The organism is Streptomyces composti (genome assembly GCF_012034205.1).
GTDB classification, from domain to species: domain Bacteria; phylum Actinomycetota; class Actinomycetes; order Streptomycetales; family Streptomycetaceae; genus Streptomyces; species Streptomyces composti.
Window position 1 is genome coordinate 88,663 of the sequence record NZ_JAATEM010000026.1, and the last position, 22,970, is coordinate 111,632.

Annotated in this window: 18 protein-coding genes and 1 pseudogene; 5 read left to right on the forward strand and 14 right to left on the reverse strand. The window is 72.8% G+C overall.

The window, feature by feature from the left end:
* Positions 1 to 37: 37 nt before the first annotated feature.
* Positions 38 to 1,123, reverse strand: coding sequence for a prephenate dehydrogenase (locus HCJ93_RS21430; RefSeq protein WP_167997397.1), 1,086 nt, complete (start codon positions 1,121 to 1,123; stop codon positions 38 to 40).
* On the reverse strand, positions 1,120 to 1,482 hold the full coding sequence (gene aroH / locus HCJ93_RS21435; RefSeq protein WP_167997426.1) for a chorismate mutase: 363 nt from the start codon (positions 1,480 to 1,482) through the stop codon (positions 1,120 to 1,122). Before aroH ends, HCJ93_RS21430 begins: the two co-directional genes overlap by 4 nt.
* Before the next feature lie 264 nt (positions 1,483 to 1,746).
* Between aroH and HCJ93_RS21440 the strand changes: the two genes are divergently transcribed.
* A complete protein-coding gene (locus HCJ93_RS21440; RefSeq protein ID WP_167997398.1) occupies positions 1,747 to 2,217 on the forward strand; it encodes a Rieske (2Fe-2S) protein in 471 nt (156 codons plus the stop codon).
* Positions 2,218 to 2,274: 57 nt separating this feature from the next.
* Positions 2,275 to 2,952 (forward strand): annotated as a pseudogene (locus HCJ93_RS21445) (nucleotidyltransferase domain-containing protein); the annotation flags it as partial.
* 94 nt (positions 2,953 to 3,046) lie between these two features.
* Here HCJ93_RS21445 and HCJ93_RS21450 read toward each other — a convergent pair.
* The 11 genes from HCJ93_RS21450 to pyrG form a co-directional block, all read right to left on the reverse strand.
* A complete protein-coding gene (locus HCJ93_RS21450) occupies positions 3,047 to 4,081 on the reverse strand; it encodes an ADP-ribosylglycohydrolase family protein (protein ID WP_167997399.1) in 1,035 nt (344 codons plus the stop codon).
* On the reverse strand, positions 4,078 to 4,812 hold the full coding sequence (locus HCJ93_RS29910) for an NUDIX hydrolase (RefSeq protein WP_309141468.1): 735 nt from the start codon (positions 4,810 to 4,812) through the stop codon (positions 4,078 to 4,080). The genes HCJ93_RS21450 and HCJ93_RS29910 overlap by 4 nt, the downstream gene beginning before the upstream one ends.
* A gap of 134 nt (positions 4,813 to 4,946) precedes the next feature.
* Positions 4,947 to 5,987 carry a pseudouridine synthase gene (locus tag HCJ93_RS21460; protein WP_167997400.1) on the reverse strand — a complete coding sequence of 347 codons (1,041 nt, stop codon included), beginning with the start codon at positions 5,985 to 5,987 and terminating at the stop codon, positions 4,947 to 4,949.
* A complete protein-coding gene (gene scpB, locus HCJ93_RS21465; RefSeq protein ID WP_167997401.1) occupies positions 5,987 to 6,661 on the reverse strand; it encodes an SMC-Scp complex subunit ScpB in 675 nt (224 codons plus the stop codon). The genes HCJ93_RS21460 and scpB overlap by 1 nt, the downstream gene beginning before the upstream one ends.
* Positions 6,658 to 7,635, reverse strand: a complete 978-nt coding sequence (locus HCJ93_RS21470; RefSeq protein ID WP_167997402.1) for a segregation and condensation protein A — start codon at positions 7,633 to 7,635, stop codon at positions 6,658 to 6,660. The genes scpB and HCJ93_RS21470 overlap by 4 nt, the downstream gene beginning before the upstream one ends.
* A gap of 696 nt (positions 7,636 to 8,331) precedes the next feature.
* On the reverse strand, positions 8,332 to 8,874 hold the full coding sequence (locus HCJ93_RS21475; RefSeq protein WP_167997403.1) for a hypothetical protein: 543 nt from the start codon (positions 8,872 to 8,874) through the stop codon (positions 8,332 to 8,334).
* Complete coding sequence (locus tag HCJ93_RS21480; protein WP_167997404.1) at positions 8,859 to 9,995, reverse strand: ParA family protein; 1,137 nt, start codon at positions 9,993 to 9,995, stop codon at positions 8,859 to 8,861. The genes HCJ93_RS21475 and HCJ93_RS21480 overlap by 16 nt, the downstream gene beginning before the upstream one ends.
* A gap of 424 nt (positions 9,996 to 10,419) precedes the next feature.
* Positions 10,420 to 11,544: an alanine dehydrogenase gene (ald, locus tag HCJ93_RS21485; RefSeq protein ID WP_309141469.1), complete on the reverse strand. Its 1,125-nt coding sequence runs from the start codon at positions 11,542 to 11,544 to the stop codon at positions 10,420 to 10,422.
* Between the two features lie 172 nt (positions 11,545 to 11,716).
* Entirely contained in the window at positions 11,717 to 13,732 is a 2,016-nt protein-coding gene (locus HCJ93_RS21490) for a tetratricopeptide repeat protein (protein ID WP_309141470.1), read from the reverse strand.
* Between the two features lie 137 nt (positions 13,733 to 13,869).
* Positions 13,870 to 14,496, reverse strand: coding sequence for an NUDIX domain-containing protein (locus tag HCJ93_RS21495; protein WP_167997405.1), 627 nt, complete (start codon positions 14,494 to 14,496; stop codon positions 13,870 to 13,872).
* Between the two features lie 183 nt (positions 14,497 to 14,679).
* Positions 14,680 to 16,329, reverse strand: coding sequence for a CTP synthase (gene pyrG / locus HCJ93_RS21500; RefSeq protein WP_167997406.1), 1,650 nt, complete (start codon positions 16,327 to 16,329; stop codon positions 14,680 to 14,682).
* Positions 16,330 to 16,791: 462 nt separating this feature from the next.
* On the opposite strand from pyrG, the gene HCJ93_RS21505 reads away from it, so the two are divergent.
* From HCJ93_RS21505 to HCJ93_RS21515, 3 genes are all read left to right on the forward strand, one after another.
* Positions 16,792 to 18,594, forward strand: coding sequence for a glycoside hydrolase family 15 protein (locus HCJ93_RS21505; RefSeq protein WP_167997407.1), 1,803 nt, complete (start codon positions 16,792 to 16,794; stop codon positions 18,592 to 18,594).
* 114 nt (positions 18,595 to 18,708) lie between these two features.
* Complete coding sequence (locus HCJ93_RS21510) at positions 18,709 to 20,091, forward strand: FAD-binding oxidoreductase (protein ID WP_167997408.1); 1,383 nt, start codon at positions 18,709 to 18,711, stop codon at positions 20,089 to 20,091.
* A gap of 66 nt (positions 20,092 to 20,157) precedes the next feature.
* A complete protein-coding gene (locus tag HCJ93_RS21515; protein WP_167997409.1) occupies positions 20,158 to 21,798 on the forward strand; it encodes a PucR family transcriptional regulator in 1,641 nt (546 codons plus the stop codon).
* A gap of 31 nt (positions 21,799 to 21,829) precedes the next feature.
* Here the strand turns inward: HCJ93_RS21515 and HCJ93_RS21520 are convergent, their stop codons facing one another.
* Positions 21,830 to 22,966 (reverse strand): glycosyltransferase family 4 protein, encoded by a 1,137-nt coding sequence (locus HCJ93_RS21520; protein WP_167997410.1) that lies wholly within the window; start codon positions 22,964 to 22,966, stop codon positions 21,830 to 21,832.
* Between the last annotated feature and the right edge of the window lie 4 nt (positions 22,967 to 22,970).

Genomic DNA, 22,970 nt, shown 5'->3' on the forward strand with positions numbered 1-22,970 from the left:
CCCCGGCCCGGACGTGAGCAACGGCACCGCCCGCGGTCTACTGACGGATCGCCCAGCCCCGCTCCCGCAGCGCCGCCACCAGGCCGGGGGCCGCCTTGGGCTCGACCATCAGCTGCACCAGACCGGCCTGCTGCCCGGTCGCGTGCTCGATCCGCACGTCCTCGATGTTGACGCCCGCCCGGCCGGCGTCCGCGAAGATCCGCGCCAGCTGTCCCGGCTGGTCGTCGATGAGCACGGCCACCGTCTCGTAGACCCGCGGGGCGGACCCGTGCTTGCCGGGCACCCGCACCTGCCCGGCGTTGCCGCGGCGCAGCACGTCCCGGATGCCGGTGGTGCCCTCCCGGCGCTTGTCCTCGTCGGCGGACTGCAGCGCGCGCAGCGCCCGCACGGTCTCCTCCAGGTCGGTGGCGACGTCGCTGAGCAGGTCGGCGACCGGGCCGGGGTTGGCGGAGAGGATGTCGATCCACATGGCGGGGTCGGAGGCGGCGATCCGGGTGACGTCCCTGATGCCCTGCCCGCACAGCCGCACGGCGGCCTCCTCGGCGTGCTCCAGGCGCGCGGCGACCAGGCTGGACACCAGATGGGGCATGTGGGAGACGAGGGCCACGGCCCGGTCGTGGGCGTCGGCGTCCATGACGACCGGCACGGCGCGGCAGTGCGAGACCAGCTCCAGGGCGAGGTTCAGCACCTCGGTGTCGGTGTCCCGGGTGGGGGTGAGCACCCAGGGGCGGCCCTCGAAGAGATCCCCGCTGGCGGCCAGCGGCCCGGACTTCTCCCGCCCGGACATGGGATGGGTGCCGATGTAGGCGGACAGGTCGAGACCCCGGGCGAGCAGCTCCCTGCGGGGGCCGCCCTTGACGCTGGCGACGTCGGCGTAGCCGCGGGCCAGGCCGCGCTGCATGGCGTCGGCGAGCACGTCGGCGACATGGGCGGGCGGCGCGGCGACGATCGCCAGGTCCACCGGCCCCTCGGGCGCCTCGTCGGTGCCGGCGCCCAGCGCGGCGGCCGTGCGCGCCTGCTCCGGGTCGCGGTCGGCGAGGTGGACGGTGACCCCGCGCTGGGCCAGGGCGAGGGCGGCGGAGGTGCCGATCAGCCCGGTGCCGATGACGAGTGCGGTTCTCACTGGGCGATGTCCTTGCGCAGGGCCGCGGCGGCACCGAGGTAGACGTGGTTGATGTCGGCGCGGGGTTTGTCGGACTCGATGTGCGCGAGGATGCGGACCACGCGGGGCATGGCGCCCTCGATGTCCAGCTCCTGGGCGCAGATCAGCGGCACGTCGACGATGCCGAGCTTGCGGGCCGCGGCGGCCGGGAAGTCGCTGTGCAGGTCGGGTGTGGCCGTGAACCAGATGCTGATCAGGTCGTCGGCGGTCAGCCCGTTCCGCTCCAGTACGGCGGTGAGCAGCGCCGAGACCTGCTCCTCCATGTGACCGGCCTCGTCCCGCTCCAGCTGGACGGCCCCCCTGACCGCTCGTACCGCCACGGCGTGCTCCTTGCTGACGTACGTCATCGGCTGCTTGGGCGTCCAGCCTAGTCAGCCCGGGCCTGCGGAGCGTGCGGCGCCCGCCCACCGAGACGGGCGGGATGCGTGTTTTCTGGCACTTCGGCGGGTCGGGTGCGAGGATGCTGAAACCGCCAGGTCCGCTGCCTCCGCGGTCCCCTTGCCTCCGCATGCCCCGTCTTCCCCCGGTTCCATCCCACGGCTCCTTCCCCCGGTTCTCCTCTCGGATCCCCTCGGAGTGACGACATGACCCACGGCGCAACACGACGCACCGTCCTGATCGCGGCAGGGGCGACGGGCGCGGCGGCCCTGACGGCCGGCTGCGGCGGCGGGGGCGACGACGGCGGCTCCTCGACCGAGACGCCCGGCGGCGACACCGGCACCCGGACCGCCACCGGCGAGGAGACCTCCGCGCCGGACGCCCCCGCCGGGGAGCAGCTGGCGTCGACGAGTGACATCCCGGTGGGCGGCGGCACGATCTTCAGGGACCGGAAGGTCGTGGTGACCCAGCCCGAGCGGGGCGACTTCAAGGCGTTCTCGGCGATCTGCACCCACCAGAACTGCCTGGTGGCGAACGTCTCGGGCGGCACGATCAACTGCTCCTGTCACGGCAGCAGGTTCTCCGTCGCCGACGGAGCGGTGGAGCACGGCCCGGCGACCCGGCCGCTGCCCGAGGAGAGGATCACCGTGGACGGGAATTCGATCCGCCTCGCGTGATCCCTTCTCTACGATCCGGGCATGCGCCCCGACACATCCCGGACGTCCCTGACCTCCTTGACGCCCGACCTCTTGGTACGCGACCACACCGTCTACACCTGCGTCATGGGGTCGCGCGCCTTCGGACTGGCCACCGAGGGCAGTGACACCGACCTACGGGGCGTGTTCCTCGCCCCCACGGCCTTCTTCTGGCGGCTGGACAAGCCACCGACGCATGTCGAGGGTCCGGGCGAGGACCGGTTCAGCTGGGAGCTGGAACGCTTCTGCGAGCTGGCGCTGCGCGCCAATCCGAACATCCTGGAGTGCCTGCACTCCCCGCTCGCGGAGTACGCCGACGACACCGGCCGGGAGCTGCTGTCGCTGCGCGGAGCGTTCCTCTCCCGCCGGGTCCACGAGACCTTCACCGGCTTCGCCCGCGGCCGGCGCCGCAAGCTGGAGGCCGGCCTGCGCAACCACGGCGCCCCGCGCTGGAAGCACGCCATGCATCTGCTGCGCCAGCTGATCAGCGTCCGCGACCTGCTGCGCACGGGCCGCCTGGTGATCGAGGTGGGCGCGGAGCGGGAGCCGCTGCTCGCGGTCAGGCGGGGCGAGGTGCCGTGGGACGAGGTGGAGGCCCGGCTGGGCCGGCTGGAGGCCGAGGCGGAGGAGGCGCTCCACCGCAGCCCGCTGCCGGCCGAGCCGGACCGCCGCCGCGTCGAGGACTTCCTGTACCGCGTCCGCCGGACCTCGGCCCTGGGCCATGCCTGGAGCGCTCTGCCGGGGAACGCTCTGCCCGAACGCGCGCGGGGACGCGCTTGCGGGAACGCGCTTCCCCGCGCGCCGGACCAGGTCAGTCCGCCTGCGCCGGTGAGTCCCAGAGCTGCCCCAGCGCGGTCAGCTCCTCCCGGTACTCGATCCGCTCCGCCCACTCGGCGGGCCAGGCGTCCGCGCCCAGGAGAGCGCCGGCGAACGCGCCGGTGAGGCAGGCGATGGAGTCGGAGTCGCCGGAGGTGCAGGCCGCGCGGCGCAGGGCGGTGAGGGGTTCGTCGACGAAGAGCAGGAAGCACAGCAGACCGGTGGCCAGGGCCTCCTCCGCGATCCAGCCCTCCCCCGTGGCCAGGCACGGGTCGGCCTCCGGGGAGACGGTGCGCACCGCGTCCTGCAGGCGCCGCAGGATCTCCAGGCACTCGTCCCAGCCGCGGGCGATGAAGTGCTCGGGACTCGGGTCCTGGGCGCGGGTCCACAGATCGCCGAGCCAGGCCTCGTGGTAGCGGGTGCGGTTGTCGTAGGCGTAGGAGCGCAGCAGTCCGACGAGCCCGGTGGGTTCGGCACCCTCGGCGAGCAGGCGCACGGCGTGCGCGGTGAGGTCGGACGCGGCGAGCGCGGTGGGGTGCCCGTGGGTGAGCGCGGCCTGGAACTGGGCGGCGCCCGCGCGCTGTTCGTCGCCGAGGCCGGGGACCAGTCCGAGGGGCGCGACCCGCATATTGGCGCCACAGCCCTTGGAGCCGACCTGGCAGGCGTCCTGCCAGACGCGGTCCCGGTCGGCAAGCAGGGCGCAGGCGCGCAGGCAGGTGTTGCCGGGGGCGCGGTTGTTCTCGGGCGAGCGGTACCAGGCCACGAACTCCTCGCGCAGCGGCCCCTCCAGGCTTTCCGGGGTGAGCGGCCCGTGGGCCGTGGCGGTGCGCAGCGCCCGCCCGAGGGCCAGGGTCATCTGGGTGTCGTCGGTGACGATCGCGGGCCGGGGCAGCCGCGTCTCGCGCCAGGGTCCGCGCGTGGCGAGGATCGACGGCACGTCGTGGAACTCGGTGGGGAAGCCGAGCGCGTCCCCGAGGGCGAGTCCGGTGAGCGATCCGGTGGCGGCGCGCTTGGTGGCGGTGACGGTCATGCGGTGCGTCCTTCACTGGTCGGCCGGAGCAGGGGCGGGTGCAGGGTGGTGGCGGGGCCGGCGCGGTAGAGCGCGGCCGGTTTGCCGCGGCCGCCGGTGAGCCGGGCGCCGCCGGGTACGGCCTCGACGAACCCCGGCGTGGCGAGTACCTTGCGCCGGAAGTTGGGCCGGTCCAGGGTCGTGCCCCACACCGTCTCGTAGACCTGCTGCAGCTCGCCGAGGGTGAACTCGGGCGGGCAGAAGCGGGTGGCGAGGCAGGTGTACTCGAGCTTGGCGCCGATCCGCTCATGGGCGTCGGCCAGGATCCGGTCGTGGTCGAAGGCGAGGTTCCGGGCGGCGTCGTACGGCGTCCAGCGGGCCCTCGCCGCGTCGCTGCCGCCGTGCGCCTCGGGGGCGTCGGGGAGCAGCGCGGTGAAGGCGACCGACACCACCCGCATCCGGGGGTCACGGCCGGGCTCGCTGTAGGTGCGCAGCTGCTCCAGGTGCAGTCCGGAGACGTCCTGCAGACCGGTCTCCTCGGCGAGCTCGCGCCGGGCGGCCGTCTCCGCGGACTCCTCCGGCCGCACGAAGCCGCCGGGCAGCGCCCACCGGCCGGCGTAGGGCTCCTGGCCGCGCTCGACGAGCAGGACGTGCAGCGCGCCGTCGCGGATGGTGAAGACGGCGAGGTCCACGGTGACGGCGAAGGGCTCGAAGGCGTACTTGTCGTAGCCGTCCACGGGAAAGACCTCCACCCCTCTTTATGGTCACTACGACTATAAAGAGGGGTGGCGGTCCCGCACAAGCGCCGGGCCCCGCACAAGCGCCGGGCCCCGCAGCATGCGGCGGGCCCGGGGGTTCAGGGTCTCCAGGGGTCTGGAGCTGCGGTCTAGAGGTCGACCTCCTTCATCAGCATGCCGACCTCGGTGTTGGTCAGGCGCCGCAGCCAGCCGGACTTCTGGTCGCCCAGAGCGATCGGCCCGAAGGCGGTGCGCACCAGCTTGTCGACGGGGAAGCCGGCCTCCGCGAGCATCCGGCGCACGATGTGCTTGCGGCCCTCGTGCAGGCTCACCTCGACGAGGTAGTTCTTGCCCATCTGGTCGACCACCCGGAAGTGGTCGGCACGGGCGTAGCCGTCCTCCAGCTGGATGCCGTCCTTCAGCCGCTTGCCCAGGTCGCGCGGGATCGGGCCGACGATGTGCGCGAGGTAGGTCTTGCGCACGCCGTAGCGGGGGTGGGTCAGCCGGTGCGCCAGCTCGCCGTGGTTGGTGAGCAGGATGATGCCCTCGGTCTCGGTGTCCAGCCGGCCGACGTGGAACAGGCGCGTCTCACGGTTGGTGACGTAGTCGCCCAGGCACTGCCTGCCCTCCGGGTCCTCCATGGTGGAGACCACACCGGCGGGCTTGTTCAGCGCGAAGAACTGGTACGACTGGGTCGCCACCGTCAGCCCGTCGACCTTGATCTCGTCCTTCTCCTGGTCCACGCGGCGGCCCTGCTCGAGCACGATCTCGCCGTTCACCTCGACCCGTGCCTGGTCGATCAGCTCCTCGCAGGCGCGCCGGGAGCCGTAGCCGGCGCGGGCCAGCACCTTCTGCAGCCGCTCGCCCTCCTGCTCGGCGCCGGGGAAGGTCTTGGGCAGCTTGACCTGCTTCTTGCCCGCGTACCGCTCGCGGTTGCGCTCCTCGATCCGGGCCTCGTACTCGCGCGAACGCGCCGGAGCCGTGCGGCCCCGGCCGCCCTTCGGTGCCGCCTTCGGCTTTCCGCGCCCGGACTTCGGGCCGTCCTTGGTGGCTCCCGGGCCGACGTCGTAGCGGCGCTCCTCGGGGCGGGGCTTGCGGGGGCGGCCCGGCCCCTGCTTCTGGTCCCTGTTGTTGCCGGCGCCACGGTAGTTACCGCGTCCGCCGCTCTTTCCGCTGCCGCTGCTTCGCATCAATAGTCCGTCGTCGTCGTTTCAGGCATGTTCGTCGCGGGACCGTCGTCCGTGTCCGGGGCGTCCGGATCGAACGACGGCACGCCTTCCTGGGTCTCGGCCTCGATCGCCTCCGCCTCCGGGAGGAAGGGCGCGAGCTCCGGGAGCTCGTCCAGACCGCGCAGGCCCATCCGCTCCAGGAAGTAGTTCGTCGTCGTGTACAGGATCGCACCTGTTTCGGGTTCCGTGCCCGCCTCCTGGATGAGCCCCCGCTGGAGCAGGGTGCGCATCACACCGTCGCAGTTCACTCCGCGCACCGCGGAGACCCGGCTGCGGCTGACCGGCTGGCGGTAGGCGACCACGGCGAGGGTCTCCAGAGCGGCCTGGGTGAGGCGGGCCTGCTGGCCGTCCAGGACGAAGCCCTCGACGGCGGCGGCGTACTCGGGCCGGGTGTAGAAGCGCCAGCCGCCCGCGACCAGGCGCAGCTCGAAGCCGCGCCCCTGCACGGTGTACTCGTCGGCCAGCTCCCGCAGGGCGTCGGCGACCTGCCGCTTCGGGCGCTCCAGTATCTTCGCCAGGTGCTCCTCGGTGGCGGGCTCGTCCACGACCATGAGGATCGCCTCGAGGGCGGGCTTGAGCTCGAGACCGGCGACGTCGCGCGCCCCCGCGGGCGCCTCGATGGTGTCCTCGCTCACTTCTTCTGCTCCTCCTCGGGCTGCTCGGGCGGCCGGTCGAACTCGTCGGTCACCGTCGGCGTCTCCTCCCCGTCCCCGCCGGTCCAGCGCACCAGCAGCTCGCCGAGGGCGGTCTCCTGCTCCAGCGCCACGGCCTTCTCGCGGTACAGCTCCAGCAGCGCCAGGAACCGGGCGACCACGGTGAGGGTGTCGCCGGCGTCCTCCACGAGCACCCGGAACGACACCTCCCGCAGCTCCTTCAGCCGGGCGACGACGATCCCGGCCTGCTCCTGCACGCTGACCAGGGGCGCGTGGATGTGGTCGACGTACACCTGCGGCTTGGGCTTGGGCTGCATCGCCTTCACGGCGAGCCGGGCGAAGCCCTCGGGACCGATGCTGATGACCACCTCGGGCAGCAGCTCGGCGTGGTGCGGCTCCAGACCCACGGTACGGGGGTACCGCCGCGCCTCCTCCTCCAGCCGCTGGTTGAAGATCTCCGCGATCTGCTTGTACGCCCGGTACTGCAGCAGCCGGGCGAACAGCAGGTCCCGCGCCTCGAGCAGCGCCAGATCCGCCTCGTCCTCGACCTCCGCGGCGGGCAGCAGCCGGGCCGCCTTCAGGTCGAGCAGCGTCGCCGCGACGACCAGGAACTCGGTCGTCTCGTCCAGGTCCCAGTCCGCCCCCATGGCCCGGATGTGCGCCATGAACTCGTCGGTGACCTTGGACAGCGCCACCTCGGTGACATCCAGCTTGTGCTTGGAGATCAGCTGCAGCAGCAGATCGAAGGGGCCCTCGAAGTTGTCCAGCCGGACCGTGAAGCCCTCGGCCGCCTCCTCGGCCCCACCGGGGTCCGCGACCCCTCCCTCCGAGCCCTGCGCACCGTCCGCCCCGGTCCCCGCACCACGCGGAGCAGGGACGACGTCGGCCGCCGTGGCACCGTCCGGCGCCGGCGCACCGACCGCCGGGACGGCTGGGCCGCCCGCGGAAGCCCGCACGCCGCCCGCCGCACCCGCGACGCCCTGCGCCGGAACCGTGGAGCCGGTCGCCGAGGTCCCTGCGGCACCCGCCGGGGGCCCGGGGTCCCCCGCGGCGGCCTCGTCCCCGCCCGGCGACAGCCCGGGACCACGTGCCGGGGCCTCTGACCCGCCCTCGGGACTCCGGGAGCCGCCTGCCAGGGCGCCACCCCCGGCAGGCCGAACGTCCCCGCGCGCGCCGTTCTCTCCCGAGGGCCGAGCGCCGTCCTCTGGCGCCCCCGTCGCATCCGCCGCGGTTCCGTGGTCGCGCGTCGAGGCCGCGGCCCCGTCCGCCGGAAGCCCAGCGATGTCCGCCGCGGTCCCGGCGCCACCCGCCGGAATCCGGGCCTCGCCGTCCGGGACACGATCGTCGGCCGCCCTCGGGACCGTCTCCTGGGCAGGAACCGGGATGCTGTCGCCCGATCGTGCGGTGACGCCCCCCGCAGTCGGGACGCCGCTCCCCGAGAGCCTCACGTCGTCCTGGGACGGCCCGGTCCCGGCGCCGGAATCCTCCCCGGCAGCAGGGTCAGCGGCATCACCCGGCCCGTCGTACGGCACCCCCGCAGGAGGTGGCGGCGGGGCGGCTCCCGGACCCCGGCCCAGGGCGCGGCGGCGGGGGCGGTTTCCCCGGCCGGAGGGGGACGCGTCGTAGGAGGTCATGGCCTCCGCAGGCTACCCCTACCGGCCGCGCAGCCGGCGCACGAGGATGCTCGCATCCCCGCGGGTCTCCAGATCCGCCAGGACCACGGCCACCGCCTCCCGGACGATCCGGCCCCGGTCGACCGCGAGGCCGTGCTCGCCGCGCAGCACCAGGCGCGCGTGCTCCAGGTCCATCAGCTCCTCGGCGGAGACATACACGGTGATCTTCTCGTCGTGCCGCTCCCGGCCGCTCGGCCGGCGCGCCGCCCTGCCCCGCTTCCGCGGCACGGCCGGCGCCTCCGCCTGGCGCCGGGTGGTGCGCTCGCCCCGGCTGCGCGGCTGCGCCGCCTCGCCCTGCTCCGCATCGGCCGCGACATGCTCCGCGCCCTGGCCGTCGCCGCCCTGTGCGGGCACCGACTGCGGGGCGTCGTCGAGCGCCGCCGCCGAGTCGCCCTCCCCCGCGGGAGCGGGGACCCGGGCGTCGCCGTTGGCCTGACGCCTGGGTGTGGACGGCTGAAGCGCCATTCCCCCTGTCGTACGGAAGAGTTCGTCGGCCCCCGGCAGACTCACTCGGCGTGACACCGGGCGAGCACCTCCCTGGCGAGCTGGCGGTAGGCGGCGGCACCGACGGAGTTGGAGGCGTACGTGGTGATCGGCTCACCGGCGACCGTGGTCTCCGGGAAGCGCACCGTGCGGCCGATGACCGTGTGGTAGACGTGATCGTCGAACGCCTCGACCACGCGCGCGAGCACCTCGCGGCTGTGCACCGTGCGCGAGTCGTACATCGTGGCGAGGATCCCGTCGAGCTCCAGGTCGGGGTTGAGGCGTTCCTGGACCTTCTCGATGGTCTCGGTCAGCAGCGCGACACCGCGCAGCGCGAAGAACTCGCACTCCAGCGGCACGATCACCTTGTGCGCGGCGGTCAGCGCGTTCACCGTGAGCAGACCGAGCGAGGGCTGACAGTCGATCACGATGTAGTCGTAGTCGTCCATCAGCGGCTTCAGCGCCCGCTGCAGCGTCGACTCGCGCGCGACCTCGCTCACCAGCTGCACCTCGGCCGCGGACAGGTCGATGTTGCTGGGCAGCAGGTCCATGTTGGGGACCGCGGTCTTCAGCAGCACCTCGTCCGCCGCCATGCCCCGCTCCATGAGCAGGTTGTAGACGGTGAGGTCGAGTTCCATCGGGTTGACGCCGAGTCCGACCGACAGCGCGCCCTGCGGGTCGAAGTCGACGAGCAGCACCCGGCGTCCGTACTCCGCGAGCGCCGCTCCCAGGTTGATGGTCGACGTCGTCTTGCCCACGCCGCCCTTCTGGTTGCACATCGCGATGATCTTCGCGGGTCCGTGGTCGGTCACCGGGCCCGGGATCGGGAAGTACGGCAGCGGACGCCCGGTCGGGCCGATGCGCTCACGGCGCTGACGCGCGGCGTCGGGCGCGAGCGTGGCCGCGTACTCGGGGTCGGGCTCGTATTCGGCGTCGGGGTCGTAGAAGTGCCCCTCGGGCAGTTCGTCGTAGTCGGCGAAATGGTCGTGGGGCGCGCCACTTCCGTCGCCGGCCATGGCGTTCACGTGATGGCCATCCATGCTCTGGTGTGCTGGGCGAGTCACCCCTTCGGTCCGGTGACTCTGGTGGGCTGCGAAGGTGCGCACAGCGACGGAGCCGACAGCAGCGAACCCCGCGGGACCCTGGCCCCGTGCCGGCATTCCTGGTTGACCACCCCCGGGAGTAAATGTCGACTCATTCACAAGTCGTCTTACCTCCTTGGTGACCAGGAAACTTCTAGACAGGTCAGCGTGGCACCATGCCGACGGTTGGCGACTCTATGGCGTGTCGTGGGTCCGCAGCAACACAATCCGCCGGACCCGGCCCGATGTGTCGGCAATGAAACATCCCGCTGTCAAGGGCGTACAGCCGTCGCACGGCAGGTTTTGCCGTTGTGCGAATCGGTAGAACGGTTACGTTCGAGGCGAGTTGTCCCGGAATCGCGAGGTGACCCTACACACATCCGGCCGGACCTTGACGCACAAGGTCCGGCCGGATGTACGGCGTTGACGACCGAAGTTGACGTATCGCCTTTGCCTGATGATGACTTGGTCGACTTGGCGTCCGGGGACCGCCGGAGCCGGCTCAGCCGAGCAGCGAGGAGAACTCCACGTGCTCCAGGCCGTGCGCCTCGGCGACCTCCTTGTAAACCACCTTGCCGTCATGGGTGTTGAGGCCCTTGGCGAGCGCCGGGTCGCGGCGCAGCGCCTCCACCCAGCCGCGGTTGGCGAGTTCGACGATGTACGGCAGCGTCGCGTTGGTCAGCGCGTAGGTCGAGGTGTTGGGCACCGCGCCGGGCATGTTGGCCACGCAGTAGAAGACCGACTCGTGCACCTTGAAGGTCGGCTCGGCGTGCGTGGTGGGGCGGGAGTCCTCGAAGCAGCCGCCCTGGTCGATCGCGATGTCGACAAGGACACTTCCGGGCTTCATCCGGGAGACCAGGTCGTTGCTGACCAGCTTCGGGGCCTTGGCGCCGGGCACCAGCACGGCGCCGATCACCAGGTCGGCCTCCAGACAGGCCTTCTCCAGCTCGAAGGCGTTGGAGACCACGGTCTGGATCTTCGAGCCGAAGATCCGGTCGGCCTCCTTGAGCTTGTTGATGTCCTTGTCCAGCAGGGTCACGTGGAAGCCGAGGCCGATGGCGATCTGCGCGGCGTTCCAGCCGGAGACGCCGCCGCCGATGACCACGGCGCGGCCGGCCAGCACGCCGGGGACGCCGCCGGGCAGCACACCGCGGCCGCCGTGGGCGCGCATCAGGTGGTAGGCGCCGACCTGGGCGGAGAGCCGGCCCGCGACCTCGGACATGGGGGCGAGCAGCGGCAGCGAGCGGTTGGGCAGCTCGACCGTCTCGTAGGCGATGGCGGTGGTGCCGGACTCCAGCAGGGCGTCCGTGCACTCCTTGGACGCGGCCAGGTGCAGGTAGGTGAAGAGGGTCTGGTCCTTGCGGAGGCGGTGGTACTCCTCCGCGATGGGCTCCTTGACCTTCAGCAGCAGGTCGGCGGCCTCCCACACCTCGTCGGCGGTGTCCAGGATCTGCCCGCCCGCGGCGATGTACTCGGCGTCCGGGATGGACGAGCCGACGCCGGCGCCACGCTCGATGACGACCTGGTGGCCGTTGCGCACCAGCTCGTGCACACCGGCGGGGGTGATGGCCACCCGGAACTCGTTGTTCTTGACCTCGCGGGGGATGCCGACCTTCACGTCGATCACGGTCCTTGGATCGGAGGGTAAGGGGTATTACTACACATACCCGGGCATGCGAGGGCACACCGGGAGAGACCGCAGGAGAACGTGCGGCAGAGCCAGTCTAATGAAGGCGTTCCCGCTGTCTAGCCTTTCATTGCACCAATCTTCTGCGGATGCGCTACGGATTTCGCAGGCGTTAGCTCACTGTGTCGGCCTGTGTCGGCTCTGCGCCGTCCGCGCCGCCTTCCCCGGCATCCGCGGCCTCCTCCTCCAGCATCCGCTCGGCCGTGCCCCGGTGCAGCGCGGCGGAGGCCGGATCGCCCAGGCGGCCGTAGGTGTCGGCGAGCCTGAGGTGCAGCGCCGCCTGCAGCCGGGCGTCCCCGGCCCGGCGCGCCCACTCCACGGCCTCCCGGCAGGTGCGCAGCGACTCCTCGAACCGGCCCGCGTACTCCTGCACCCGCGCCAGCTCGCTCAACGCCCGCGCCCGGGCGGCGACATCGCCGCACTTGCGGTAGCCGGCCACGGCGGCGCGCCAGTTGCGCTGCGCCTCGCCGTAGCGCCCCGCATAGGTGTGGGCAGCGGCGATCCGGCCGTAGAGGCGGGCGGCGTCCGCGCGCTCGTCCCGGGCGAGCCGCTCGGTCAGGGCCCGGCCGAACCAGTCGGCGGCCCGGTCGTAGTCGCCCAGTTCCAGATGGGCGCCGCCCACGGATTCCATCGCCCGGCCGGTCGCGTACGGGTCGTCCGCCCGCCGTGCGGCGTCCAGCGCGGCCCGGTAGCGCGCCAGCGCGTCGGTGGTGCGACCTGTGCGGGCGTCCAGGTCGCCGAGGTTCAGCAGCGCCGCCGCACGCTCCCTGGGCAGCCTGCGGCGGTCCGCCACGTCCAGGACCAGGGAGTGCAGCCCGTACAGGTCGCTCGCGGCGGCCTGGGTGCCGAAGTGGGCGACCAGGGCCCGCACCAGCTGCGACAGCAGGCGGCGGGCCAGGGTGTCCAGCTCCCCGTCGGCCACCGCGAGCCGGGCGGAGGCGAGCAGGGCGGGGCGGAAGGCGCGCAGCCAGTCGGCGGCGGCCCTCGGGTGCGGGAAGCGCAGCGGGCGCGGCAGGCCCTCGAGCTTCTCGCGCGCCCGAGCACTGTCGGTCTCGGTCACGGCCCGGCACGACTGCAGCAGCCGGACGGTCCGCTCGAGCATGCGGGCGCGGGCCAGCTGCAGCTCGCCGGGGCGCTCATGGGTGTCGGCGAGGGCGCGCAGCAGGGGGTGCAGGCAGCCCGGCACCTGGTACTGGGGCAGCTCGGACGGGACCCGGCGGAGCAGGCCGAGGGCGGCGAAGTCGTCGAGCGTGGCGCGGGCGCTGTCCAGCGAACAGCCGGCGAGGGCGGAGGCGGTGTGCGGATCGGCGTATCCGGCCGGGGCCAGGCTGAGCAGGCGCAGGGTGCGGGCGGCGGAGGCGGGCAGGCCCGCGTGCACCAGCCGGAACACGCGGGCGAGGGGCGGGCCCTCGTCGGGGTCGGCGTGCAGCTGCTTGGCGAGGTCGGCGACGGCGGCCTTGGGCCGGGCGGCGAGCCAGCCGCCGGCCAGCACGAGCGCGGCCGGCTGGCCCTGGCACTGCTCGGCCAGCGCCTCGGCCGAGCGGGGGTCCACGGTGATGCGCACCGAGCCGGCCGCCTGGCTCAGCAGTTCGACGGCGGACTTGGTGTCCAGCCCGCCCAGGATGCAGGGCCGCACGTCGCTGATCCCGGTCAGCGGCCCCTCGGAGACGGCGACGGCCAGGCAGTCGGGGCTGTCCGGCAGCAGCGCGTCCACCTGCTCGGCGTCGGCGGCGTCGTCCAGCAGCAGCACCGCACGGCGCCCGCCGAGCGCGGCTCTGAGCGCCTCGCTCAGCTCGTCCTCGGCGGCGCCCGCGGGCGCGGACACGCCCAGCTCGTCCAGCATCTGCCGGGCGGCACGGGCGACGGGGACGGGGGTGCCGTCGGGCTCGCTCAGCCGGACGCCGAGGACCCCGTCGGGGTAGCGCTCGGCGACCTGGCGGACGAGTTCCCCGGCCAGAGTGGTCCGGCCGGATCCGGGGCGGCCGGCGATCAGCAGCACCCGCGCGCGGGGCGCCTTGCGTCCCGAGAGGGTGTCGAGACCCGCGCGCTCGATGTCCGCGCGCAGCTCCTTCAACTCCCGTGTACGGCCCAGGAACCGGGCTTCCGTGTCCACCACCTGATCCGTCACGGGCCACACTCCCGTCCCACCGTGAGCCGTCAGCGAGAGCGTAGTTCACCTCGCACGACGCCCCGGTGGGACCACGGCGGCCGGGTCCCCCGATCGGATCAGCGGATGGTCACACGAGTTGCGCAGCGCGCACCCGGCTACGCCTCGAAAGGCCGGGCAGGCCACGGCGCCAGCGCCGGGCGCAGCGCGTCCAGGCCGTCCCCGGTGCGCGCGGCGACCAGCGACAGCACGCCGACCACCAGGCAGTTGTTGTGCAGGTCCCCGGCCAGTACGCCCCGCACCAGCTCGTCCACCGGCACCCGGGCCAGCTCCATGTCGGCCTCCTCGTCCTCGACCTGGAACCGCTCCCCCTCGGCCTCGGACAGCCCGCGGGCGAGGAAGATGCGCACCGCCTCGTCGCAGCCGCCCGGCGTGGTGTAGACGTCGGTCAGCACCCGCCAGTCCTCGGCCTTGACGTGCGCCTCCTCGTACAGCTCCCGCTGCGCCGCGTGCAGCGGGTTCTCGCCGGGCACGTCCAGCAGCCCCGCCGGGATCTCCCACAGCTTCTGCCGCACCGGGTGCCGGTACTGCCGCAGCACCACCACGCGGTCCTGGTCGTCCAGGGCGAGCACGGCCACCGAGCCCGGGTGCACCTGGTAGTCGCGGTGCACCACGGTCCCGTCCGGCATGACCACGTCGTCGGTGCGCACGGAGGTCTTGTTGCCCACGAACGGGGTGTCCGTCGCCCGGATCTCCCACTCCTCCGGCGTGTCCTTGATCGTCATGCCAGTTCGTCGCCTTCCCTGCGTGTCAGTCGTCGGGCGGGGCCCGTGAATCGGTGAGCCCGGGAGACCGGGAGAACCCCGGAGAACCCGGAGGCATCTACGGAAACCGGAGAACCCGGAAAAGCGGGACCGGGGCGCTCGCTCTTTGAAGGTTCGCGCCCCGGCCACCGTACAACTGGTGTGTTACTTCGAGATCTTCCGCTCGACCGCGGCCTTCACCAGACCCGCGAAGAGCGGGTGCGGGCGCGTCGGGCGCGAGCGCAGCTCCGGGTGCGCCTGCGTGGCGACCAGGTAGGGGTGCACGTCGCGCGGGTACTCGACGTACTCGACGAGCTTGCCGTCCGGGGAGGTGCCGGAGAAGACGATGCCGGCCTTCTTCTCCAGCTCCGCGCGGTAGGCGTTGTTCACCTCGTAGCGGTGCCGGTGGCGCTCCTCCACGTACTCCTTGCCGTCGTAGACCTCTCGCACGATCGAGCCCTCGGCCAGCTTCGCCGGGTACATGCCGAGCCGCATGGTGCCGCCCATGTCGCCCTCGCCGGCGACGATGTCGAGCTGCTCGGCCATGGTGGAGATCACCGGATGGGCGGTGGCCGGGTCGAACTCGGTGGAGTTGGCGTCGGGGATGTCCGCCAGGTTCCGTGCGGCCTCGATCACGATGCACTGCAGGCCGAGGCACAGGCCCAGCAGCGGGATCTTGTTCTCGCGGGCGTACTTGATCGCGCCGACCTTGCCGAGCACACCGCGGTCGCCGAAGCCGCCCGGGATGCAGATGCCGTCGACGTCACCGAGCTGCGCCTGGGCGCCGGCCGGGGTCTTGCAGTCGTCGGAGGTGACCCACTTGATCTTCACCCGGGCCCGGTTGGCGAAGCCCCCCGCGCGCAGCGCCTCGGTGACCGAGAGGTAGGCGTCGGGCAGGTCGATGTACTTGCCGACCAGGGCCAGGGTGACTTCGTGCTCGGGGTTGTGGACCCGGTCGAGCAGGTCGTCCCAGGTGGTCCAGTCGACGTCCCGGAACGGCAGGTCCAGCTTGCGCACCACGTAGGCGTCCAGGCCCTCGCCGTGCACCGTCTTGGGGATGTCGTAGATCGAGCGGGCGTCGGGGCAGGCGACCACGGCGGCCTCGTCGACGTCGCACATCAGCGAGATCTTCCGCTTGATGGCGGTGGGCACCTCGCGGTCGCAGCGCAGCACGATCGCGTCGGGCTGGATACCGATGTTGCGCAGCGCCGCAACCGAATGCTGGGTGGGCTTCGTCTTCAGCTCACCCGAGGGGCCGATGTACGGCAGGAGCGAGATATGGACGACGAAGACGTTGTCACGGCCCACCTCGTGCCGGACCTGGCGCACCGTCTCCAGGAACGGCAGCGACTCGATGTCGCCCACGGTGCCCCCGACCTCGGTGATCACGACGTCGACCTCGTCCGTCGCCATGCGGCGGATGCGGTGCTTGATCTCGTTGGTGATGTGCGGGATGACCTGCACGGTGTCGCCGAGGTACTCGCCGCGCCGCTCCTTGGCGATCACGGTGGAGTACACCTGGCCGGTGGTGACGTTCGCCGACCCGTCCAGGTCGCGGTCGAGGAACCGCTCGTAGTGGCCGATGTCCAGATCGGTCTCGGCGCCGTCGTTGGTGACGAACACCTCACCGTGCTGGAAGGGGTTCATGGTGCCCGGGTCGACGTTCAGGTACGGGTCGAGCTTCTGCATCACGACCCGCAGACCCCGCGCCTTGAGCAGCATGCCGAGGCTGGAGGCGGTCAGTCCCTTGCCGAGCGAGGAGGCGACACCCCCGGTGACGAAGATGTGCTTGGTCGTCGTGGATTTGGGCGGCATGGCCAAGAGGGGGCTCCCGTGGTCGCGGTCTGTGGGTGCGGTTCCGGGGTCCTATCGCCCACCGGTCCACGGGCTACCAGCGTATCAGCGCCTCGGGGCGGTGGCTCCCGGCCACGCTCCGCGCACGGGCCGGTACGGACGGGCGACCGCACACGGCTCCCTCACTCCTTGCTCACTCGTTCGGCGGACTCGCATTGTCCGGAGGGGCACACAGATCATCTACGTGCGTCGTATCCTGCTCGGACACTCGCTGCCGAGCCCGGCCGGCCGAACGGCACCACCCCCGCCCGTCACACCGGAACAACGAGAGCTCGTCAGTTCGTTGAGCGACAATTAGTGCTTTGCCCCCGCGGCTGAGTGACTGCTGTGTTTGACCGTTCAACGAGGTATCCGAAAAACCCCTTGACCGCACTAGCGACAACCCCCCTGCGGGGTGACGTGGCCGTTCGACTGGAGTTGCACGTGGCCGGGCGTATCGAAGACTACGCACTCATCGGAGACATGCAGACCGCCGCACTGGTCTGCCGGGACGGCACGGTGGACTGGCTGTGCCTGCCCCGCTTCGACTCGCACGCCATCTTCGCCGGCCTGCTGGGCAACGAGGAGCACGGCTTCTGGCGCCTCGGCCCCGCCCACGCCTCCGACCAGCAGCCGCCCGCCGCGGCCCGGCGCAGCTACCGCGGCGACTCGCTCATCCTGGAGTCCGAGTGGGACACCCCGCGCGGCACGGTCCGCGTGACGGATTTCATGCCGCCGCGTGACGGCGCGCCGCAGCTCATCCGGATCGTGGAGGGCATCTCCGGCCGGGTCCCGATGCGCTCCGCGCTGCGGATGCGGTTCTCCTACGGCCGGATCGTGCCGTGGGTGCACAAGCACGAGGGGCGCACGGTCGCCGTGGCGGGCCCGGACTCGGTGTGGTTCGACACCGAGGCCGAGACCTACGGCAAGTCGCTGACCACCTACTCGGACTTCACCGTCTCGCCGGGCGACCGCATCACCTTCACCGTCTCCTGGCAGCCCTCGCACAAGGAGCCGCCGCCGCTGCCGGAGCCCGAGCAGTCGCTGGAGGCCACCGAGGACTTCTGGCGTGAGTGGGTGGAGCACTGCACCTACCACGGCCCCTACCGCGAGGCCGTGGTGCGCTCGCTGATCACGCTGAAGGCGCTGACGTACGCCCCGACCGGCGGCATCGTCGCCGCGCCCACCACCTCTCTGCCGGAGGACATCGGCGGCGTGCGCAACTGGGACTACCGCTACACCTGGCTGCGGGACGCGGCGATCACCCTGTCCTCGCTGCTGCGCACCGGCTACCGCGAGGAGGCCCGCGCCTGGCGCGAGTGGCTGCTGCGCGCGGTCGCCGGCGACCCGGAGAACCTGCAGATCATGTACGGCATCGCCGGTGAGCGCGAGCTCGGCGAGGCGGAGCTGGACTGGCTGCCCGGCTACGAGAACTCCAGCCCGGTCCGGGTGGGCAACGGGGCCGCCTCCCAGCTCCAGCTGGACGTGTACGGCGAGGTCACCGAGGCGCTGCACCTGGCGCACATGACCGGCCTGGCACGCAACGACTACGCCTCGCTGCTGCAGCTGAAGCTGATCCGCTACCTGGAGAAGCACTGGCAGGAGCCGGACGAGGGCATCTGGGAGGTGCGCGGCCCGCGCCGCCACTTCGTGCACTCCAAGGTGATGGCCTGGGTGGCGGTCGACCGCACCATCAAGCTGATCGAGTCCGGTGACGCGGACGGCCCGCTGGAGCACTGGAAGGAACTGCGCGACGACATCCACCGGGACGTCTGCGAGAAGGGCTACGACAGGGAGCGCAACACCTTCACCCAGTCCTACGGCTCCAAGGAGCTGGACGCCTCGCTGCTGCTGATCCCGCAGGTGGGCTTCCTGCCGCCGGACGACAAGCGGGTGATCGGCACCGTGGAGGCCATCCAGCGGGAGCTGTCCACGCCGGACGGGTTCATCCTGCGCTACCCCACCGAGGGCCGGGACCAGGGCGTGGACGGCCTGCCGGGCGACGAGGGGGCGTTCCTCGCCTGCTCGTTCTGGATGGCCGACGATCTGGCGATGATCGGCCGGGTGGACGAGGCCCGCAAGCTCTTCGAGAAGCTGCTCGCCCTGCGCAACGACCTCGGTCTGCTCGCTGAGGAGTGGGACCCGCGGCTGCAGCGCCAGGTGGGCAACTTCCCGCAGGCGTTCAGCCACGTGCCGCTCATCGACACCGCGCTGCGACTCACCGCGTCGGGGGCGTACGGAGGCTGAGACGCCGGCCCGGCGCACGCCGCCGGGCTCCGCAGGAAGCCGTGGCCGCACCCGCTTAGTCTGAGAACAGACAACCGCCTGGGGATTGTGCCCCTTGCCCGAAAGGGGGCGGCCATGGCCACCCGAGCGACGGCCGGCGCGGCGGTGTCCGCGCTGCGCGAGGATCTCACCGGTGATGTGCTCACTCCCGGTGACCCGGGCTACGACGACGCCCGGACCGTGTTCAATGCGATGATCGATCGGCGGCCCGCGGTGATCACCCAGTGCGCCGACGAGGACGACGTGGTGCGGGCCGTCCGGTTCGCCAGGGAGCAGAACCTGCCCGTCGCGGTTCGCGGCGGGGGGCACAGCGTGGCGGGGCAGGCCATGAACGACGGCGGGCTCGTGGTCGACCTGCGCCGGATGCACCGGGTCACCGTCGACCCGGCGGCCGAGGCGGTGCGGGTCGGCGGCGGGGCCACGATGAGCCATCTGGACCGGGCCACCGAGCCGTACCGCCTGGCGACGACCGGCGGCCGGGCGTCCACCACCGGCGTCGGCGGCTTCGTGCTCGGCGGCGGCAGCGGCTGGCTCGACCGGTGCTTCGGTCTCGCCGTGGACAACCTGCTCGGCGTCGAGCTGGTCACCGCCGACGGCCGCAAGGTGCACGCGAACGCCGACGAGAACCCCGAGCTGTTCTGGGGCCTGCACGGCGGCGGCGGCAACTTCGGCATCGCCACCGCGATCACCCTGAGGCTGCACGAGCTGCCGGACTTCGCCATCGCCCTGCTGCTGTACCTGCCGGAGCACGGCCGGGAGGTCACCCGCACCTTCCGCGACGTGATCGAGACAGGCCCCGACGAGGCGAGCGGCGCCGTGCTCTACTTCCCCGCCCCGCCCGAGGAGTTCATCCCGCCGCATCTGGTCGGCAGCCTGCTGTGCGCGGCGCTGCTGACGTACGCGGGCGCCGAGGCGGACATGCGCAAGATCGCCGAGCCGCTGCTCGCGCTGCCGCACGAGGCGGAGATCGTCGGCGCCATGCCGTACGCCGACGTGCAGTGCATGATCGACGACCCGTGGGGGATGCGGAACTACTGGACGGCGGAGTACCTGACCGGGCTGCCCGAGGAGCTGATCGACGTGTTCAGCTCCCGCGCCGAGCGGCTGCCGCTGGGCACCGGCACCCAGCACGCGCTGTTCCCGCAGGGCGGCGCGATCGCCTCCGGGCCCGCCGAGTACCCGGTGCCCTACCGGGACGCGCCCTGGGGCATGCACCCGTTCGCCATCTGGGAGAGCCCGGACGACGACGAACGGTGCATCGACTGGGTGCGCGAGTGCCGCACCGATGTGCGACCGTGGAGCACCGGGGCGGTCTACCTCAACTTCATCGGCGACGAGGGCGCCGACCGGGTGGCGGCCGGTCTCGGCCGGGAGAACGCCCGGCGGCTGGCCGGGCTGAAACGCACCTGGGACCCGGACAACGTGTTCCGCTTCAACCACAACATCCGGCCCGCGTGAGCCCGGCACCCGACGACGGGACCGGAGAGGTGCCCGGGGGTCGCCGGCGCGGGTAGCGTCCGGGTCATGGACAGCGGCACGAACAGCGGATACGACAGCCAGGGCACCGGGATCACCGTCAAGCAGGCGCTGGAGCTGCCCGGACTGCGCAGCGGGCTGCCGGAGGTCGTGGCGGGCGCCGACCGGCTGGACCGCACGGTGCGCTGGGTGCACGCGGGCGAGGTGCCCAACATCGCGTCCCTGCTCAAGGGCGGCGAGCTGCTGCTGACCACCGGCTACGGCATGGGCAACCGCCCGGCCGACCAGCGGGCGTTCGTGCGCACCCTGGCCGAACGGGACATCGCCGCGCTGGTGGTGGAGCTGGGCACCCGCTTCACCCGCCTGCCCGCCGCCCTGGTCGACACCGCCAGGGCGGCCGGGCTGCCGCTGGTGCAGCTGCACCGCGAGGTGCCGTTCGTGACGGTCACCGAGGAGATCCACACCGAGATCATCAACGGCCACTACGCGCTGCTGCAGCGCGCCGAGGAGGTCCACCGCCGCTGCACCGAGGCGCTGCTGGGCGGGGGCGGGGTGCCGCAGGTGCTGGAGATCCTGGCCGGGTTCAGCGGCAACCCGGTGTTCCTGGAGACGACCGACGGCCAGCTCCTCTACGCCGCCGGGGAGGGCCTGGAGGGGGCCGATCCGCTGCAGGTGTGGGAGGGGCTCAGGGACAGGCACCAGGACGACCCGCCGACCGGTTCGGCGCTGATCGACGTGCCCGGCGGCGGCCCGGGCAGCGGGCCGCGGGCGCGGCTGGTGCTGCTGCCGGTACGGGGCCGGCTGCTGCCGGTGCACCGGATGGCGGCCGAACGGGCGGCCGACATCCTGGCCGTGGTGCTGATGCAGGCCCGCCAGGAGGAGGAGCTGGCGGCGCGCGGCCGCGGCGACTTCCTCACCGACCTGGCCGAGGGCCGGATCAGCGCGCAGGACGCGCCGGCCCAGGCGCGGGTGCTGGGTTTCAAGCCCGGCGACAGCCCGCTGCTGCCGGTGGTGATGCGGCTCGGCGACGCGCTGTCCCCGCACGGCGGCGGCTGGGCGGTGCTGGCCCGCGCGGTCTCCGAGGAACTGGCCTCGCTGGGCGTGCCGCTGCTGCTGGGCGTGCGGCCGGTGGAGGGCCGGGTGCCGCTGCTGCTGGGGCTGCGCTCGGAGGCGGACCGTACGGCGATCGCGGACCGGGCGGCGGTGGCGCTGCGGGCCGGCGTGGAGCGGGCCGGGATACTGCGCCCCGGCGCGCCGCCGCCGGTCGTGGTGGTCGGCATGCCCGGCGGCTGGGCGGCGGCCTCGACGGGGCTGCGGCACGCGGCCGAGACGGCGACGGCGGCGCAGGGCCTGCCGGAGCGGCCCTGGTACGACGCGCGGCGCCTGGACATCGACCTGCTGATGTGGCGGCTGCGTGACCATCCGGACCTGGCGGCGTTCGTGGAACGCGCCCTCGGACCGCTGCTCGAGCACGACCGCCGCTCGCGCCCGCCGCTGCTGCCGACGCTGGAGACGTATCTGGCGCACACCGGCCGCAAGGCGGAGACGGCGCGGGAGCTGCATCTGAACCGCCAGACCCTCTACAACCGCCTCGCCCGCATCGGGGAGTTGCTCGGCAGCGACCTCGACGACCCGCAGACGGCCCTGGTGCTGAGCCTGGCGCTGCGGGCCCGCCGGCACGTGTCCTGATCCCGGCGGCCCGCTCCGCGGCCGCCGTCGCTCACACGAGGGGGCGGGTCTGGGTCAGCTCGTCGTAGATGCTGAGCACCTGGGCGACCGTCTCGTCCTCGGTCGGCCAGGTGGCCGCCTGCCGGGCGCCCTTCTCGGCGAGCTCCGCCCGCCGCCCGGGGTCCTTCAGCAGCCGGGTGACGGCGTCGGCGAGAGCGCGCGCATGGCCGTAGGGGACGAGTTCGGCGGCGTCGCCGACGAGTTCGGGGATGCCGCCGACCCGGGTGGCGACCAGCGGCACCCGGGCGTGGAGGGCCTCCTGGGCGAGCACGGAGCGCGCCTCCCAGCGGCTGGTGAGCAGGGCGAGGTCGGCGGCCGCGATCAGGCCGGTGGCGTCCTCGCACCGGCCGATGAGCCGGACCGGCAGCTCCTCCTGCTCGATCCGCCGCTGCAGGGCGGCCCGTTGCGGCCCCTCCCCCGCGATCACCACCAGCGGCACCGGGTCCGACCCGCGCCAGGCGTGCGCCGCGTCCAGCAGGGTGCCGTAGCCGCGGTGCGGTTCGAGGGAGCCCACGGCGACGAGCAACGGGCGTCCGATGGCGCCGAGTTCGGCGCGCACCTTGGACCGTGTCCGGTCGGGATCGTCCGTCACGGGCGCGGGCCGCGGCCCGGGCAGGGCGACGGCGGCGAGCCGGGCGTCCCGCGCCCCGGTGCGGCGGGCCCGGTCGACCAGCACGGAGGTGGTGCCGAGCACCACCGTGGCCGCTTTGACGACCCGTCGCTCCAGCAGGCGCAGGAACTGGGCGCGCGCCCCCTCGGCGTGCGCCCGGTCGTGCCAGGTGACGACCAGCGGGGTGCGCCGGCCGCTCAGCGCGAGCACGGTGCGGAAGGAGGCGTGCAGGCCGTGCGCGTGCACCAGGTCGGCGTGCGTGCAGGCCGCCCGCAGCGCGGCCACCGAGCCGGGGTCGCTGCTGCGCGGCACGGGCACCAGCTCGGCACCCACGTCCGTGAATCCGTAGGTGTGATCCGCCTCGACGGGGGCGCACACCGTGACGCGCACGCCCCGTGCGACCAGCCCCGCGGCCAGCGACCGCACATGGGCGCTGCTGGTGGCGTTGCCCCCGCCCAGCACCTGCACGGTGCGCAGCGGCGACTGGCCGTGCGGCGAGGGGCTGCTGACGGGGGTCACGTGG

Coding starts and splice junctions, on each gene's coding strand:
- HCJ93_RS21515 (WP_167997409.1), top strand. CDS start 20,158: ATGGACAGCGGCACGAACAGCGGATACGACAGCCAGGGCACCGGGATC.
- pyrG (WP_167997406.1), bottom strand. CDS start 16,329: ATGCCGCCCAAATCCACGACGACCAAGCACATCTTCGTCACCGGGGGT.
- HCJ93_RS21450 (WP_167997399.1), bottom strand. CDS start 4,081: ATGACCGTCACCGCCACCAAGCGCGCCGCCACCGGATCGCTCACCGGA.
- HCJ93_RS21495 (WP_167997405.1), bottom strand. CDS start 14,496: ATGACGATCAAGGACACGCCGGAGGAGTGGGAGATCCGGGCGACGGAC.
- HCJ93_RS21460 (WP_167997400.1), bottom strand. CDS start 5,987: ATGCGAAGCAGCGGCAGCGGAAAGAGCGGCGGACGCGGTAACTACCGT.
- HCJ93_RS21440 (WP_167997398.1), top strand. CDS start 1,747: ATGACCCACGGCGCAACACGACGCACCGTCCTGATCGCGGCAGGGGCG.
- HCJ93_RS21510 (WP_167997408.1), top strand. CDS start 18,709: ATGGCCACCCGAGCGACGGCCGGCGCGGCGGTGTCCGCGCTGCGCGAG.
- HCJ93_RS21480 (WP_167997404.1), bottom strand. CDS start 9,995: ATGCCGGCACGGGGCCAGGGTCCCGCGGGGTTCGCTGCTGTCGGCTCC.